Below are 16936 nucleotides of genomic sequence, written 5' to 3' on the forward strand. Positions count from 1 at the left end.
TGCGAGGGCTTTGTTTCACAAATCCGGGTGTGACCGTACTTCCCCTTTCCCCGGACGGATTTAGCCTACGGCCTCAGTAACGGGTATGCCAAGAGCAGCGTACCTGTTTAGGACGGCAACACGGATTTCCCAAGTTCGACAGGAAATCATCTAAGTGATTGATATTTTTATGGCGGGGTTCGCCATTGTGTGACTACTGAGCGGAGATCAGGCAGGTTTTGGTTGCAGGGGTGGGATCTGATCACACGATGGGGTCGCGCCCCGCAGATCACCAACTGGCTTGAGCCAATTTAGCCCATCAGCGCTGACCTGCATCGTGAATGGCCGCTTTTCCCACCGCGCCGCAACGCAACGACATGTACGTGCGCGGCAAAATATCTGTTCCATGCGCATGCAGCATAAAAATTGAATTCACGGGTTGGGCTCTCTACCAGCATTCGCTGCGCGGCAAACGAACGACAAGTTTGCTCTTAGACTGATCGCCTGACAAATGCGGCGCATCGCGCTTTCCGGCCCGTCCCTGCGACAAAACGTGACCTGACACCGGTGCAATTGAGTTTCGGTTCGGGTGATCAACACTGTCAGTTTTGAGTGCCCGTCCATGATCAACTATGTCGGTTTATCTGAGTTCCAGCAAGATCATTGAAGGTCTTTGATATTTGCATAATTATAGAAAGATGTATGGTGCACGGAGAACTGCGCAACCTTATTTGCGCACTGGCCCACTTCAAAACCACCGAAAACTATTTGGCGGGGGAACCGTTCCCGCAAAGGCAGAAACCGCTACGATAGATGGAAGTCTCCGCGCTTCCTACCATTGCTACTGAGCTCTGGGATGACCACCTCAGCACAATCCTATTAAGACTGGGCGGCAACCCTATTGGGATTCACGCGGCAATAAGCTGGGAATATGCAGCACTCACTGACCTTGGTCTGAAGGTGATCAGTGAGTGCGATAATGCGGCGCTCAGAGCCTAACTCGGATGGCCCGCCCAGCGTTATTTTAAGTGCTTAGAAATCGGACCAATTGTCGCCCGATACCTTCTTTGGGGTTTCGGTATTAGCGAAGTCGTCCCATTCGATGCTCGGTAAGTCCGTCTCTACCGTCAACGCTTCCGGCGCGAGGGGCATTCCGCGACTTACCTCGAAGTTGGCCACAAGGTTTGAGAGGAATTCTGCATCACGGTTGAGCATCTCCCCCGCGGCGGTGGCTTCCTCCACCATCGCGGCGTTCTGTTGAGTTACGCTATCAAGCTGTGTCACACCGAGGTTAATCTCATTGAGACCGGTTGCCTGCTCTGAGGCACTTCGTGCAATGTTGGACACGAGTTCCGAAATATGGCTGACCTGTTGGATGATGCCCGCCAGCGCCTCGCCCGCCTCACCTACGTAAGAGACGCCTTTTTCGACCTGTTGCGAGCTGCTGGTAATCAGTTCTTTGATCTCGCTCGCGGCATCTGTACAGCGCTGCGCAAGCCCGCGAACCTCAGAGGCAACAACAGCAAACCCACGGCCCGCTTCCCCCGCACGCGCCGCCTCCACGCCTGCATTCAGGGCCAGCAAATTCGTCTGGAAAGCGATATCATCAATCACACTGATGATCTGAGAAATCTTGGTAGAGAAGGCCTGGATCTCCTCCATCGCAGCAACAGCTGTTTGCACGATTTCGCCGCTCTTCTTTGCGTCACGCGTCGCACCCAGTACAATTTGCTCAACCGAACGCGCTCCATCTGCGGCGCTTTTCATAGAAGCGGTGATCTCTTCAACCGCGGCAGCCGTCTCCTCAAGCGTTGCCGCTTGGCTTTCGGTCCGGGCGGCAAGCTCGCTCGACGATCCCTTGATCTCATCGGCCTTGGCACTAATCGAGGATGTCGTCTCCACCACATTGCTGATGGTCTTTTCCAACTCCCCGACGGCGGCGTTGAAGTCGTTGCGCAGCACCTCATATTCTGCGCCCAACTCTTCGTCGATACGCACCGTCAGCTTCGCCTTGGCAAGATTGGCGAGCCCCTTCTGCAACGCTTCGACGACCTTCTGCTGCTTTTCTTGCGCGGCTTCGATCTCGACTTGCGCGGCGCGGCGCTCAATGATCGACTCGCGGAAGATGATCAACGCCTTGGCCATCTTACCGATCTCATGTTTCAGTTCGCCACCTGTGATTTTGACATCGGTATCCCCCTCGGCCAAAGACATTGTCTGCCGCACCAGATTTGCAATCGAGTTGGTAATCCATTTGCCGACAATAAACGCCATGATTGCGGCAGCGACGAAAACCAGACCTGAGATCACTGGCGTCATCAGCAACGCGCGATCAACTTTGGCTTGCCCAAGCGGGCCAAGCCGATCCTGTTCGGCGACGATGATGTTCACCAAGGATTCCAAGTCAGCCTGCACTTTGGGGCCAACCGTATCGAGTCCGTTTATGCGGAGATCTTCCATTTTCGCATGTACTTTGGCCTGTTCAGCAAGGTTGTTTCGCAGCCCTGAGATCTGTTCTTGCAGAGATGAAACCTGCGCAGCCGTGAGACTCCCGGCACCATATTCAACCGTTGTTGCGGCTGCGTTCTCCAATTCCTGAAGCAGCGCAGTAATCCCGCCATATGCATTCGCGCTGACGTCTACCACCACCACATCGAGCGCTTCGATTGTGACCGCGATTTTAGCCACCAACTGCGCGTTGTTTTGTTCGACCGCTGCGGCTTTCAGGCTGCGCAACTCGGCCAGTAGCGTGGCGACCGAGCTATCAAACATCTGCTTAGCCGTAGTCAGCTGACCGTCAGCCTCCTGCAGATCGACAAAGTGCTGATCGTAGGTCTTGGACAGTGTGATCACGTCTGAAATCTTGGCGGCGAGCGCCGTATCCTTGCTCAGTTGTGTGCCTTTTTCTAGGTCGCGCAGAATTTCACCGATGTTGCTGCGGACATCCAGGGCATCGCTTTCACTTCCCGAGATCCGGAATTTCAGTGCAGCAATCCGAGCCTCGAACAGGTCTTCGACAATGTTGTTGATGAGAATGGTTTGTTTGGCCGTACCGCGATATCCTTGGTAGGTCGTGCCGAGGCTGCTTACATTCACATAAGCAAAAACAGATCCGGCAACCAACGCCACGAGAAGCATGCCGTACCCGAGATATACGCGTGCAGAAATCGAGAACTTTTCCATCATAAACCTTTCAGTGTGATCCGTCCGTGCGAATCGTATTTACGCTATTCGCAACATGCATCGCAAAAACCTAATAAAATAAGAGGATCGACAACTCGCTCGCGTCAACGCATTGCTGAATCTAGATATATTTCTCGCCAACGGATGTGTGCAAAAACGTGCCCGCTGCTTCATTCAGCCGGTGAGCGATCAGTTTTAGCTTTTTGGAATCAACGTGTTGAACTGACTGGCGCGTTTCAGAGTTTCGGACACAGATATGGAAGTCTGGGAACATTGGCGGCAAGGTCGCGCGATCAACATAAAACAATCGTCCAGCGGCAACAGCGTGTGGCACCGGAAAGCCACGACCGCCGCTTCCTCGTCTGGGCTCAGGGTGGTGGAACGCGCCTCTTTCGGACCCATCCGGGCGTCTTCGACGCGCTCCCGTTGGCGCCACTTGGCCACGGTCTTGACGTTGATACCGAGCTCCCGGCTCAGCGCCGCGTTCAAAGCCTGCGATCGCTGTATGAGAGCTCGGATGGCGTGCGTGGTCGTGGCGCTGCTGTGAAGAAATTGTCCCATAGGGCATCCTTGTGATGGTTACAAGTTGGTAGACCACCACACTCCGGACACTCCGGGACTAAACAACTAGCAGGCACCAGCCGCGGATATGGCGCAACGCTACAAGGCAGCTTCTCTGATTGGGTGTTAGGGCTAAGCTCGTTTTCCTTGTTTGTTTGAGGCCATTTTCGTTCATCCGAGTCACGCTTGAAGGTACGCATCAGCCATTTTCGGCTCTCTCCACGAACCTCGTTCGGTGAGAGACGAGCCAGTCAGATTAGGTGATTGACATATCAGGTCATGCGATGCCCTTCACCTGCAGCAGCTCGCCCTCACATTCAATCGAATGCGTAATTCGAGTTTCCGAATTCTCTCACTCCCTGCAAGCACCCCACTCTGAAACACGGCAGAATATCGCCTAAGTTACTGATTTAAGGTGATAATTTGACACTTAGTTGAGTTTCTGGCACACTGTTTTCGACAGCATTGTGCGCAGCAGACCTGTGTCACAAGGCGTCATGCGCATCACGGCCAAGCCGCTGAACGCACATCTTCCCAAAATCCACAGCTTTCAAGGAGTGTACCATGACGGCACACGAACAGTCGGAGTCCCCCAAGTTGACAGCGAGCATGTCAGCGCAACAGAAGAACCGCGTTTTGAATGATCACCTGCGGAACACCCGCAAAGGCGGAATCATTTCAATCTCGCTGGGTATCTACATGCTTGGCCGCACAGAGGTTGAGAACATCCTGAAACGTCTCGGTGGCCCTGAAGGTGAGCGCAGCTGCGAGACCGGCAGCGATCACGACAGCGGTGAGTTTCTGGTCAACAACCGCACGATCTACTGGGAGATCAACTACTACAACAAAGATTTCGACGATCTGTCATCAGATTCCACCGATCCAGCCAAAACCACTCGGTTCATGACGTTGTTGCTCGATAGCGAACTGTAACCCCGAGAACATCAAGCCAGCAGGCCCGGATATTGGGCCTGCACATTCCCACACATCACAAACACATGGACCGTGGATATGACCGATCACACGAACGATAGCCCTATGCCTAAAGCCCAGTCAGAGAGAATACGCGACCTGAATGACCGTTTCCGCAGGTTCGAACTCAGTGGCACGCATGTCGCGACTCCCAGCATCATCAACATGGGACCACAGGCTGTTCGGGACATCATGCTGGCCGTCGCCAGCTTCGATGATTTCACAGCCGATAACGATCCATACGGTGAGCACGACTTTGGCGATATCACCTACAATGATCAGCGCATCTTCTGGAAGATCGACTATTACAACAGAGACATGAGCGCGGGATCAGAAGACCCTGCAAACCCGCAGCTGACCACACGCGTCATGACGGTGTTTCTGGCGAGCGAGTATTAGAGGTCTCTGGCTTCGGCTTGTTTTTGTCAGCCCTCTTTACCGTCTTCCAACCGTATCGGCTTCTCTTGTTGTATAGGTCCAATATTGGGTCCCCCCCAATCTGCAAGATGAAGCCGATCACGTACTCAGGCGGAACGTCGTTCTTGTGGGCATAGACCAACTGTCGCGACGACTTTGAGATCTGATCTCTGGTCACAATGCGTCGCGAACCCTTTTTTAGCCGGTTTTCACCAAGAAGTAGAAGATAGAACCAATGGAAGGGGTTCTGCTCAACGTCTGGGGTTGCGATGCTCGCGGGTGGTGCGTTGTAGGTTTTTGAGGTCTCTTGCAAGTAGTCGGCAAGAATACGTTGCTTGTCTAAATCAATCAGTTGTCGTCCCAAGGTATAGACACAACGCTTCAAAACGTTGGCTGGTCGATTGTATGGAATTTCGTCTCCTTGGGATTGCTCAAAAATTCGCTGAAACTTCCTGGGAGCTAAGTTGTCCAAATACAGGAAGTCCGATCTTAGCTTGCCTTTTGTGTGAGCTAGCTCCCTCACCACTTCGCCCTCCGCGCTCAGGGCAAGGTTTTCCTCTGTTCGTGCTACTGGTCTGATTCGCTCTTTGGGTGCCATTTTGCCTACTTTCTGCCGCAAGGCTAAAAAATTAATTTTCTTACATCTTCCACACTGTATCCCTATAGGAATACGAATTTCAAAGAGAATGGCCTCTCGTTGCATCAAAGTGGGTTGCGGCCGGGTTCCGCAGCGCTTTTGAGAATTAGCCGATTCAGCGTTTTGACCAAGTCACCAAACCCTCCAAGCATATGGAAATATTGCTATTTCTGTGTATTCTAATGCCACTCCGGAACGCGGAGTAGCGCCACAACAAGAGCCAACAAGGTACGGTTCTCGTGTGAACGCTGCGAGAAAAAATGTGCAGTAAAAAGGAAACCTAGATGCATTATGACCTAACACCTCAAGTCACCAACCCTAAAGGATCAGTGCCTCCCAGCTTCTTGTCGGAGAAGCAAACAGCGGCTTACCTCAACATGTCCGTGAATTGGCTCAGAAAGTGCCGGGACAAAGGAACTGGCCCTGTTTGGATGCAGTTTGGCCGCTCCATTCGATATCCGAAGGATGCCTTGGTCGACTATGTGAAACAGTCTACGCGGAAGTTCACGGGAGAAAACCGCGTGCCGCCTGCCCTGTCGAGCAAGCAGGGGCAAGGCGACAGCTAACAGCTGGTAAACAACAACGGCCTCGTGTGGACTTGATTATCTCACACGACCATTCGCGCCCCGCGCGCGATAGAACTCAAAATCCCAACACAACTTAACGACCTGCGCGGTGAAGAGCGCATCACGGCTTTCGCAATGCTGCGGAAGTGAGGTGTGAAGCTTTGCCGCGTGGGATCCAAAACCTCTCAAAATGGAGACCAGAGATGGCCACCAAGAAACAACCCCAAAAACGGAAAAAACGGACCCAGAAAAAGCAGGAGAAAACCAAGCTGAAAACTAACAGCCCTTGTATGAGTAGATCCCCCACCCAACCAACCACCAAATCCAACGGTTTAGATACCCCAGAATACCACCAGAGTACCCAAACTAAGAAACTGTCCATCAACAACGTCCCCAAAAATCTGGACAAGTATGATAAAGATTTTGAGCACAGCAAGCGGATCCACACCGAACACTGCAAAGAGCATCAGAAGCGCTGGATGAGGTCCATCAAGAACCGAAGGTTCAAGTCAACAGACATCCAAGACTTCAAAGCTCTGCTTGGCCGAAAGAACCTTCATGCCGACTTTGTACCTGCCAGTGATTTGAAGGCCCGCAACCAGTTTGGTCACTTCATCATCGATGAGATGCTACGCCTCTACGACTTGTGGTTGGAAAACCCCGATCTTGACTTTCAGTGGATCACCTTTGTCTCCGACCACTTCATGTTCAACGAGAGGGACGGGGTAGCAGAAATCTATGCGTGTAAGAAAGCCACCCAAGATGTCCTGCGCAACTACACAACCTACAACGCTTTCGGGATAGTGGAGATACAGCCGATCATCAACTTTCCCGAAGGCCAAAAGGGGAAGATGTTCGCCGTGCACACTCATGTCTTCTGCTGGGGACCGAAGGGGCAAACTGCCCACCTCAAGCACCACAGCAAGCGTTTCAAATCCAGCATCACAAGACTGCCCATTCATTCACAGAAGGCACACCACCTCGAAGGCAGCTTTGGTCGATTGGGGCGCTACATGATCAAGCCGCCGTTCGAAGGAAAGGAAGTGAACTTCGAGCGTCTCGTACAAGGCAAAGCATGCCTTAAGCCAGCGAGGCGGGTTGAGAAGCATCATGATTTCCGCTTGTTTGAACTCAATGCGAAGATACCAATGGAGGCTATCTTGTTCGGTGTCCGCGACGGCGTAGCTGTTCGCCAGCGCATCGTGGATAAGCTGCGGAGCTGGCAGGCTTCGCGGACAGGGGAGGTCGTCAATCTCAGGGGCCGAGTTGACCAGTTGTTCGAGGATTTCCTGCGCGACAACAAAAAGCTCAAAAACTACAAGCCGCTGGTGGTGAAGTACAGGAAGGGCCAGTAGTCGGCTTTGATCGAGACAGAGGGGGGCTTATTGCTCCCCTTTTTTTTCGACTTTGTAGGTATGTGCGGGAGGTAATCATGGGCACGCCCTGTTGGAGGGTAGAAACGCCGGAGTATTGGTCGGTCAAGTGAATATGTGGCTGAAAGGCAACGGAACACTAATCGGTGAAACGAAGGCAGGCCCGGGAATATCCCGGAAGCAGGTCGGTGGCTTCTGGCAAAACGGAATATTGCGTGTGGCCCGCTGCAAATTGATTTGCCATACACAGTTGCGCTCCGTAATCATCTTCAGATGTTTAGATCTATTTTAAGAGCGCTATTCAGGCAAAACTATCGCCCTCAATCCAATCGGTTCCCGGATCCGGTTGAAAATACCTCAGCCTATAGGAGAGGTCGCAGTATTTCTTCTTCTGCGCGCCCAAGACCGTCGCAGGTTGATGAGATATCAAGGGCTGAAACCTTCGACGCGACGACTGCACACGAGGTCGATCTCCCGCGCATACTCACAGGCACAGCTTACGTCACGGATGGCGACACGATTAGAATCCAAAACACGCAGGTTCGCCTGTACGGGATAGACGCGCCTGAACTTCACCACCCTTACGGTAAGAAAGCTAAATGGGCGATGGTGCGCTTGTGTAAAGGGCATTGCATACGCGCAGAAATCACCGACGAAGATGAACATGGGCGGACCGTGGCAAAGTGTTTCCTTCCCGATGGCCGTGACTTGTCGGAGGAACTCGTAAAGCAAGGGTTGGCCATTGATTGGCCGAAGTACTCAGGAGGTAAATACAAGCATCTTGAGATGGCTGGTGTACGCAAGAAGCTCTGGCTTGCCGATGCACGCCAGAAAGGCCGCATGCATGTTTGGGAGAAATTTGACGCCCGAAAGAAGGCAAAGGAGCAGGGTGATGAAAAATAACCAAATTCGTCATCAGAAACACGTACCTTTGTCGTACTATGCAAGCCCTAAGGAGGCATTCGTCTAGCATCGCGGGACAGTAAGTCCCCAGCAGGTCGGGCGGGAAGCCAACTTTCGCTGCGGGTGCGAACTGCGAGTTGGATAGGTCGTGAAGCGGACGTTCACGCCAACACTAAAAGATTCAGTTTGGGAAGCACGAACCGAGAAGCCTGATCTTTTCCGTCACACGAAATCGAATGGCGGAAGGAAATGAAACCGGTCGCTGGAGCTGAGAATTCTTCGCTTCTTTAACTTGTTGATGGAAGTCCGGCGTTCCAAGCTTTCGAGCAACGAGCCACCAAAAGGCGTGCTCAATCAAATTGAATACGCGAAGAGAAACCTGCTTGGTCAGTGCCCTTATCACTTGGATCGTTTCGTCCCTACGCGGAGCACTGAATGCCTCTAGAACCAGGCTCGCATAGCGGTCTCGCACGTGCTCCTGTTTGGTCTCTTGAAGCACAAGGTCGAGGAACAGGGCCGCGACTCCTAGGTTGGTTTCCAGGTCTGCGTTCTTCCCGCCAACCACCTCCAACATCCGCTTCACAGTACTTTGCGCGCTGAACCCATCCGCTTTGGCTTGGGTGAGCAAAGTTTGCGAGTCCATTGACACGTAGGTGAAGTCGCGGTCCAGGCAGTCAACGATGAATTTGGTGTAGTCCTCAATCGAGACCAAGCCTCGATCTTTGGCAAGCAGTAGAACAGGCTGTAGCCAACTCGAACCGACCCCAAGCGCGGCTGCCGCCCATTGTCGCAATCCTTGATCCTCTGATAGCAGCAGCAAACCATTCCCCTCAGCCGCCAAGACACTGTCTCTCGCCCACGAGCCTAGAACCTCAGATATCTCAAGGTTTTGGCCTTCTAGATCGGCCTGTGGAACGGAAGTAGCGATTTTGCAGTGAGCTAGAACGTCTTCCCGTTGGCGTTTCTTGACTTCGAAGTCGACTTGGTTCTGCTCAGGCGTAATCTCAATCATCGTGAAACGACCGTCTTGCCAAGACGTTATTCCGGATCGCCGGTCGATGTTGTTCTTTGCCTCAATTTCCCGTTTTGCAAAGACCTCCAGCGTTGATTGAGTAACGTGAACTGGGCCGCAAACTTTCGAAATAGTTTCCCAAAGATGAAAGTCCGAAGCCAGAGCGGCTGTGATCGGGTCAAGCACGCACCCACTTTCGGCTTTGGACTGGATTTCCTTGATTGCATTATTGCGCTCGTCGCGACTGCCAATACAAACACGTGGCTGGATACCTACTCCGGGAAGGCCCGCCCAACCGTCAACTACGTCCTTCCCAAGCGCTTCGGCAACAAAACAGAATGGGAGTGCGTTTGCAGCGTAATTGTCCAAAACGGATTGGTCGCGATCATGTGCTGCTTTCGTGATACGTTCCATGTCGACGAGAGGATTGTCGGCCTGGAAGTCAAAGGTCATTCGCTGCATACCCGAGTTCGTCGGGAATCTCTTGTTGAATTCCTCTAGTGACTTATGCAGAAGGTCGAGAGCTCTCGGCTTGATCCACAAGACCTCGAACTCGATGCTTTCATACTGAGTGGCGATAACGACCTTCTCGCCTACAGTTTTGCCAATGCAAGCCTTCGCGAATTCGCTGGTCGGCGCGTGTCTTTCAGCCTCAAAATTGTGAGCATTCGTTCCTTCAATACGAGCGCGTCGAACACCATCATTGGACATTGCCTCGAATACGCAATTCTCTTGTATCGCTGTGGACTTGGGGATTGCGTCCTCCAAGTCATCATACATCAGGATAAGGCCTTGATAAGCAAGGTGAATGGCCGGATCGTCCCAGTTTGAAATCAACTCCTGATAGGCTGTATCTACTCCCCACTTTCTGTTCCCGTACTGGACAGCAAGGTGACAGAGGCGCATACGTTCCAGTGAGTTGCCGTTAGGGATTTTCTTCTCAAAAGTTCGCAGCTTCCGTCGGATTTCGCTCTCGCGACCTTGCAGTTGCCACAGCCCCAGCCTCGAAATTTGCATTTCTAAGTCGTTGGGTTCGACCCGAAGATAGGCGTTAAGGTGGCTTGCAATATCCGCAGCGCCAGAATTGATCGCTAGGATTGATCTTGCGCGAAGGTACCATTCATCACCTGAGAGTTCTGGCGGGAATACACTGAATAGATTCAGCGCCCCACGGTGCTTTTGGCCCGAGATCAGTGCGCTAAGCAGCAACCGAAGTGCTTCACTGTCGTGTTGTGTTGAAACCTGATCCTCAAGCAAGACTACGATTGGGTCATGGTTGCCAAGCTGTCGGTATTCTGTGGCGATTTCGACCCGTTCGGCCATCGTAGCATCCGGCGCGAGACCGGCTACAATCTGATCAAGGTGAGAAATTGCCGCTTCAAGATCTCCGCTTAGCCGAAGAACCCTCGCCAACACGATCTTGAAACGAAGCGAGTCGGGGTTTTCTGCAAGCGCTTGTCTACATTTCTCGATTGCCGTGGTCCAATCTGCCATCCTTGAAAGGGAGGTCAGCTCAGACGAAAGCAACATCAACCGGTGTTCTTCGGACCAGTTCGTAGTATCAATGCGATCAATTGCTTCTAACGCGTCAGATGGGCTCAATATGTGAGCCGTCGCCTCAGTTCTTAGCGAAATGACCTCAGGGTGCTCGCTGCGCTCATCTAGAAGCTCAAGGATTCTGCCGAAATCTCGATCCTCATGGGCGATTATGGCTAGCTGAAGCGATATCGACGGCTCCCCAGAGCAATGGGCGAGCCCCATTTCCAATACCTGTTTGGCCTCTTCGTTGCGATCAACAAGGCGCAGTGCCAAACCTGCATTGTGGATTGTAGCCAAGGAAAAGCGTGATCGTCTCGAAACACACGCCTGGTATAGTTCTTCGGCAGCGGTGTTCAGGTCCTGAAAGCTAGGAAATTCACTGATGCCACCTTGTGCGCTTGTAGCATTGTTCTGAATTTCAAGCTCCAGAACAGCCTCCGCCCAGTTCAATCGAATCTGATCGTCGGATTGGTCGGACTGGTAGGCCTCGACTGCCATCGAAAGCCAAGCTGTGTCATCGCGATTTCGATAGGCCTGGCACAAAGCCGCCTTTACAGGCGACTTGCCTTTCACACTATCTGAAAGTCCCTCCAACAGATCATCGGCTGGGAAGAAGCTTCGAGCTTGAACAAGCATGGCTGCAGCGATGTCGTCATCAGGTCGCGCATGTACAGCCTCTCCAGCCAACTTCTTTGCTTGATCGTATTCGCCCTGCAACAACTTCGACGTGGCAAGGTTCCTCTTTGCCGACTTGTGTTCTGGGCAAATGTCATAGGCGCGCTCTATTAGCGAATGCGCCTCGTTGTCGTCCCCCATCTTCAATGCGGCTGACGCGAGGCCAATCAGAACTCGATACTTCTCTGATGAAGTGGCAGATTCCCAATCCGCATCTTTCAAATCAGCTAGACCTGTGCGGCCTACTTCCAAATTTCCATTTTCTATCATCTCCACGAAAATCGTGATCTTCGTATGTCGTGGAGAGCTTTCATTTTCCGCCTGAGCGTCGAAGCTGGGCGGACGAAGATCATTCTGCGCATCCGGCAAAGCAGATGTAACAAGGTCTTTCACCTCATCAATCTTCACGGCGACCTGTTCAAGGCCCCTCTTTGAAAACGGATCGTATGTAGGGTCGATCTGTTCCCAAACGTCGGGATGCAGTGAAGCGTGCTCTTGGAATTGATCCCATCCCCAAACAGAAACGGAGAACTCATGGTCCGTGCCCGCGAGTTCGTCTGTGATTTCCCTAGCTGCTTTTTGGATAGCAGCGTCGCGACGAGCCGTAGTAACAAGAATATACTCTTTGATTTTTGGTGAGAACGATTTCGCTTTCTCAACTTCATCACGCAATTCAGCTTCAGTGACAGCTTCATCCATTTTTTGTTTGCACTGAACACCGACCCAGTGCGTGCGATTTCTTCTGCCGTAGACATCGACACCGTGTTGAGCTTGGCCTTGCCGTCCATTTTTTTCTGTCGCATGGTCTTGCAACTCAGACCTAAAAAGTAGCCAAGCGTGGTGCTCGAAATCTTGCCAATTTTCGGGTTTCGGCAGTGAACGATTGGATAAGGACATCAGTGTACTCGTTTAGGCGGTGCCGGGACGCATACTGCGGCGATTCTGGGGCTTGCCACAACATATGGTGGCATGGCGTGCCAGGCAACTGCGCGACGGTTGGCGATTAACGCATGCATTGCACTGAAATCCCAAGTGTATGTTGGATCAGCTTGCGCAAACAAGAGAACAGTCTATCTTCCTCGCCATGGAATACATTTACCCCATAAATTTTGCTGGCCACGATGAGTGGATGAACAGCGGGTACGACCCGGGCTTGTCGCAAGGCGATGTCATAACTCGCGACGGAGAGATCATCGGCAATTGGCGCGTTGTTGGCTATGATCCAGATGATGAGTATTCCAGCGGTCGATTTGAGTTTACGGCTTTGGGGGAAGACGCTGTGAAGTTCACCGAACACTTTGCATCTCTTGATACCCGCATGAGCCGGGGCTTTGCGCTGTCATCACTGACGAGATCCATCAGGGAATGGTATGAGGCCAGAAACCCCACAATCTCCTGATTGAGGGGCTATCAGAAGAATGGCAGCTATGCGGGCTGCAACTGCAGCATCCCGTCCGCCTGTCCAAAGTCGGCTTTGGGCCGTCAATCCCTTGGGTTTCGCTGGCCGCTTCGACTTTGCAAATGGCGTTTTCTGCGCTTCGCTGACCTTGAAGCGTTGCGCAGACAGGTTCAGGATTTTCACAGCTGATAGCCCCAAGAGCCAGTAATGCCAAAAGTCATGATTGAAGCATTGCTCGGAACAGAAGGCACTCTGGACAGAGGAGCACGTCAACATCAGCGAGCGAGAGAAGCAAATGAATCGCCACTTCAACACGCCAAAGAGTGGCATCGCGCCCGTGAAGATCGACGTCATTCCCACAGAGGATGATCTGGCACGTATTGTTCAGTACTGCTTCAAAAGCCCATTCAAATGTAAAACCTTCTACAAGAACGAAGCGAAGGGAATTCAGATGCAGCACGAGAGCATGCAAGGCAACCGAAACATCAGGCTTCAACGGTTGATGGAACTCAACTCCTTGATTGATATCCGTAAGCTCTTAATCTCCGGCGGTGACGGGGTGCGCATCAAGTCTGACGCCGCGGCGCTCCTCAAGGCAATCTTGGATTTCCAGAGCGTTGGCTCTGTTGAACCACTGACCATAAAGGATGTTGAGAATTTCTGGCGGAAAATGCGGAAACGCTCCAAACACCAGCGGTACAAAAAACCAAAGGTGTCATTCTGACATGAAGGGGGCGGGGCTATGTTCTCGCCCCCTACTCCACTAGCGAGCAAGGCAGGCACTGTTCCCTATTTCGACTTTGTAGGTACACGCCACTCCCAAAGGATCGCACGGCCATTCTTCATCAAAAGAGGATGCGCTAGCCCTTATTTGATTTCGAACTCTTCCAGCGACTTCCCAGCTTCCAGAGCCTCACGCACCCATATCGGCTTGCGGCCGCGACCACTCCAAGTCTGCGTAGGGTCTTCTGGGTTGGCATACTTTGCAGGTGCTTTGGGCACACGCCCTCTACGGGAGTGCAGCGCCACCGCATCCTCAAAAGAAACACCATGTTTGGCAGCAACAGCCAGCATCTCACTATAAGCATTGCGCTTCGCTTCTTTTTCCGCGTTTAATTTGCGAAGTTCTATTTGCTTCGCAAGCGCTTCAAGTTCAACTTTGCTGAGCGTAGACAGGTCGATGTCCATTATCTCATTCCTTATGTTGCATTGAACGCTCGTGTAGTTCGCCATACCTGCAAAGCCAACGAAAATACCACACTTTCCATCACAATTTATCAGCCGACGAAATCTCCAAAGGCATCCATCGATGATACCCTATTATCATCGCCATCTTTTTTGCTCTCTATCAATAATTAACACCTCAGATTTGAATGGCTATGCGGGATCGATTTACGACAGCTACAAAGATGGCGAATACCGCCGAAGCGCTTGTGTCGCGGGTACGGAACGCTAGGAAAGATCAGACGGACAAGGATATCTCCATCGCTGCATCCGCTGGTATTGATCCAATGCTGTTGGCATTGGCCACAGAGTTAGCCCTCAAAGCTCTGATCACTTTTGATCAGGGCACCAAGGTCATACGCACTCATGACTTGTTCAAATTATTCAACATGTTGACGCCGGAACAGAGGGAACGCATAGAAAGCGACTTCCAAACAACCTATCCTTGGTACGCTCCATCACCTATGGATCCACTCGGGCAAGACGTGGCGTCGATACTGGAGCATCATGCTGGTGCCTTCGTGAGATGGCGTTACATGCATGAAATGACGCAGGGATCCTTCTGCCTCTCAGAGATTGAGGATGTCGTAGATACCCTATTGAGACTGTTCAGAGGCCGATTTGTGACTGTATCATACTCTAAAGGCTCGTAATCTTGACAACTTGACCCATCGTAGACGGTTCGAAAATATCGACAACGCCCGCATATCTGTGATCAATGAGAGCGTAGTTCTAGAAGCTTTAGCGTGCAAGCGAACTTGCAGTATTTGGGCATCATGTCATTGCGCGGCCTTCCATCAACGAGATCTCAAAGCGACCTTAAGCATGCGCGCGCGACACTTCCCGGACCGCGCCGGCATCTAACCCCATGCATTTAGGGCGATAAGTAGGACGAGGCCCGACATCAACTCGTCACGAAAGTCGAGACGTTTAGAGGGGTTCAGCTTCTGGCCTTCGATGAACTTAGTGGTGAGTTTGCGTTTCAAAAGCCGATGATACGATGGGCAGGCGAGTCGCGTCAGTGACGAATCTAGACGGCTTGCAGGGTTGTGGATCGGGTTGTGTCGGACCGACCCTGCATCGCTTGGAGGGCGCGGAAATGGTTGAGCACGCGTAGCGTCGCGCGCAGGGCGTCCTCAACGAGGTTGTCTTCCTCAACTTGTTGCCCGACGGTGCGACTGATGCAGAGGGGCATTGCCAATTTGTTCATGCGCTTCTGCTTCAATAAAAATTCCTGCGACCGGAACCACCTCCCGCTGCCCACCAGAACGAGCCATACCCAGAGCAGAGTAGAGTAGAGTCCGCCGCGAAATGTCTTTGGCCAGTTCCTCGACCGACAGACTCTCCTTACCTTGGCATACATCCAGCCCGGATAGTCGCGGCAGAACGCTTACCTTGAGCGCTACAACCGGAAGGTCCGGCAGGTTGCCACCGAGTGGCTCTGTTTCTGCAATCAGGAACGCCCGAACATGGGCAACGGCAGGATGACACATGCACAGAACTGAAGATTGTTGTTAAATTCTGCGACCATGCCCCCACAAAAACAGGGGGATTAATGTACGGGACTATTGCGTCTGCGGATCAAGTTACCTGGGACATGGCTAAGACGACATATCCAGCCTTGGCGACCGCAGGAAGCTTGGGAAGCCTCTACGGAGAAAGAGCATTTCGCAAGTTGCTGAAGAAGTTCCTTCAACCATTTTCTCCTATCGCATGAAGCGGTGGTTGTTCGAAGCCAAGTTTCTTCACACAAAGGCAGCGTAGGTGACCCGAGATATCGGTTGTTGCGCACAAGTGCGCACTTCTGATAACACTGGAATCGATTGAGGGAGCTAGATGAACGAGACAAAGCGAATATCAGTGTTGCTCGACGCTACCCTGGCCGCGAGCTTTGAAGAGTTTTGTAAAGAGAATTCACACAAGAAGAGTACGTTTGTAGCTCATCTGATCCGCGAATTCCTGAAAAAGGAAGGCTATCCGGATCAAAAACGGCTCTTATGAGGTGTAGAAATGCAGTACTTTGATGACATTCTAAGTTGGCAGCAAGATCAATATGATCATGACATGAGGAATCATTTCGATATCCTCTCTTTGCACAAAAATGATCGTTTGAAGCACTATGCAATGCACTTCGCTAAGTATGCGGGGCGAATTGCTCGTGGAGAGGCTGAAGAAAAGCCGGTAAGCCGTACTATTACCGATGCGATGTTGGTATGTCTAAGTGCGGCGAACACATTGCATCAAAAATTGGAATATAAACCGAACCAATCCAATAGTTCTTTGCTAAATCGACTCACAGATGCCTCTGGCCGTGTAAACGATGCGGCAGAGAAGTTAGACCACATGGAACCATTCATTGAAATCGCACGTGACGGTAACCAAGATATTTTTAATGCGTTGTTAGATTATTCTCGGGCGCAAGATTTAGATATTTTTGATCTTCTTACTTCACGCCGGACGGAACTGCGTGGACGGCAATTTTTCATAAGGTAAATT

At 51.9% G+C, this 16936-nt stretch carries 13 protein-coding genes and 1 pseudogene; 9 read left to right on the top strand and 5 right to left on the bottom strand.

Annotated elements, in window-relative coordinates:
- Nucleotides 1–1011 precede the first annotated feature (1011 nt).
- The gene (locus K529_RS13955; protein ID WP_406707202.1) at nt 1012–3165 is read right to left on the bottom strand and encodes a methyl-accepting chemotaxis protein; all 2154 of its coding nucleotides are present in this window, start codon (nt 3163–3165) and stop codon (nt 1012–1014) included.
- Between the two features lie 300 nt (nt 3166–3465).
- Nucleotides 3466–3723 (bottom strand): annotated as a pseudogene (locus tag K529_RS13960) (IS481 family transposase); the annotation flags it as partial.
- A gap of 564 nt (nt 3724–4287) precedes the next feature.
- Here K529_RS13960 and K529_RS13965 point away from each other — a divergent pair.
- From K529_RS13965 to K529_RS23860, 5 genes are all read left to right on the top strand, one after another.
- Nucleotides 4288–4656: a DUF3768 domain-containing protein gene (locus K529_RS13965; protein ID WP_005619570.1), complete on the top strand. Its 369-nt coding sequence runs from the start codon at nt 4288–4290 to the stop codon at nt 4654–4656.
- Between the two features lie 78 nt (nt 4657–4734).
- The gene (locus K529_RS13970; RefSeq protein WP_065317480.1) at nt 4735–5094 is read left to right on the top strand and encodes a DUF3768 domain-containing protein; all 360 of its coding nucleotides are present in this window, start codon (nt 4735–4737) and stop codon (nt 5092–5094) included.
- A 939-nt stretch (nt 5095–6033) separates the two neighbouring features.
- Nucleotides 6034–6315, top strand: a complete 282-nt coding sequence (locus K529_RS24050; RefSeq protein WP_005619563.1) for a helix-turn-helix domain-containing protein — start codon at nt 6034–6036, stop codon at nt 6313–6315.
- 203 nt (nt 6316–6518) lie between these two features.
- Nucleotides 6519–7670, top strand: coding sequence for a hypothetical protein (locus K529_RS13985; protein WP_005619561.1), 1152 nt, complete (start codon nt 6519–6521; stop codon nt 7668–7670).
- 291 nt (nt 7671–7961) lie between these two features.
- Nucleotides 7962–8591 carry a thermonuclease family protein gene (locus K529_RS23860; protein ID WP_227512298.1) on the top strand — a complete coding sequence of 210 codons (630 nt, stop codon included), beginning with the start codon at nt 7962–7964 and terminating at the stop codon, nt 8589–8591.
- 181 nt (nt 8592–8772) lie between these two features.
- On the opposite strand, the gene K529_RS13995 is transcribed toward K529_RS23860, so the two are convergent.
- Entirely contained in the window at nt 8773–12714 is a 3942-nt protein-coding gene (locus tag K529_RS13995; protein ID WP_005619555.1) for a tetratricopeptide repeat protein, read from the bottom strand.
- Between the two features lie 139 nt (nt 12715–12853).
- On the opposite strand from K529_RS13995, the gene K529_RS14000 reads away from it, so the two are divergent.
- Both K529_RS14000 and K529_RS14005 read left to right on the top strand, forming a co-directional pair.
- Entirely contained in the window at nt 12854–13216 is a 363-nt protein-coding gene (locus K529_RS14000) for a hypothetical protein (protein WP_005619553.1), read from the top strand.
- Between the two features lie 223 nt (nt 13217–13439).
- A complete protein-coding gene (locus tag K529_RS14005; protein WP_005619551.1) occupies nt 13440–13940 on the top strand; it encodes a hypothetical protein in 501 nt (166 codons plus the stop codon).
- Between the two features lie 143 nt (nt 13941–14083).
- On the opposite strand, the gene K529_RS14010 is transcribed toward K529_RS14005, so the two are convergent.
- Complete coding sequence (locus tag K529_RS14010) at nt 14084–14404, bottom strand: H-NS histone family protein (RefSeq protein ID WP_005619549.1); 321 nt, start codon at nt 14402–14404, stop codon at nt 14084–14086.
- Between the two features lie 1066 nt (nt 14405–15470).
- On the bottom strand, nt 15471–15650 hold the full coding sequence (locus tag K529_RS14020) for a hypothetical protein (protein ID WP_040642153.1): 180 nt from the start codon (nt 15648–15650) through the stop codon (nt 15471–15473).
- A 626-nt stretch (nt 15651–16276) separates the two neighbouring features.
- Here K529_RS14020 and K529_RS23480 point away from each other — a divergent pair.
- On the top strand, nt 16277–16441 hold the full coding sequence (locus K529_RS23480; protein ID WP_110590715.1) for a CopG family transcriptional regulator: 165 nt from the start codon (nt 16277–16279) through the stop codon (nt 16439–16441).
- Nucleotides 16442–16450: 9 nt separating this feature from the next.
- Nucleotides 16451–16933, top strand: a complete 483-nt coding sequence (locus K529_RS14025) for a hypothetical protein (RefSeq protein WP_005619545.1) — start codon at nt 16451–16453, stop codon at nt 16931–16933.
- Nucleotides 16934–16936: the final 3 nt, after the last annotated feature.

This window comes from Tritonibacter mobilis F1926, from assembly GCF_000376545.2.
In the GTDB taxonomy this organism is placed as follows: Bacteria; Pseudomonadota; Alphaproteobacteria; order Rhodobacterales; family Rhodobacteraceae; genus Epibacterium; species Epibacterium mobile.